The sequence below is a fragment of the Methylobacterium sp. D54C genome (assembly GCF_053345595.1).
The window spans coordinates 1-301 of record NZ_JBKFAK010000205.1 but is presented as its reverse complement, the minus strand read 5'-3'; the positions used below and the strand labels follow the sequence as shown (position 1 = coordinate 301).

The 301-nt window shown below is 73.4% G+C and carries 1 pseudogene; it reads left to right on the top strand.

From position 1 onward, the window contains the following. Nucleotides 1–301: pseudogene (locus tag ACLBYB_RS33180) on the top strand (sarcosine oxidase subunit alpha); the annotation flags it as partial.

Here is a 301-nt window from a genome sequence, read left to right as displayed (position 1 = left end):
CGGTACACCACGACCGGCATGGCGACCGACCAAGGCAAGACCTCAAACATGAACGCCCTCGGGGTCGTCGCCGGGCAGCTCGACAAGGCGCTGCCCGGGGTCGGGACCACGACCTTCCGGCCGCCCTACACCCCGGTCACCTTCGGCGCCCTCGTCGGCCCGGCGCGCCACGCCCTGTTCGCCCCGATCCGCACCACGCCGATCCACAGCTGGGCGGAGGCCCGCGGCGCCCTGTTCGAGAACGTCGCCCTGTGGCGGCGCGCCTGGTACTTCCCGAAGCCGGGCGAGGACCTGCACGCGG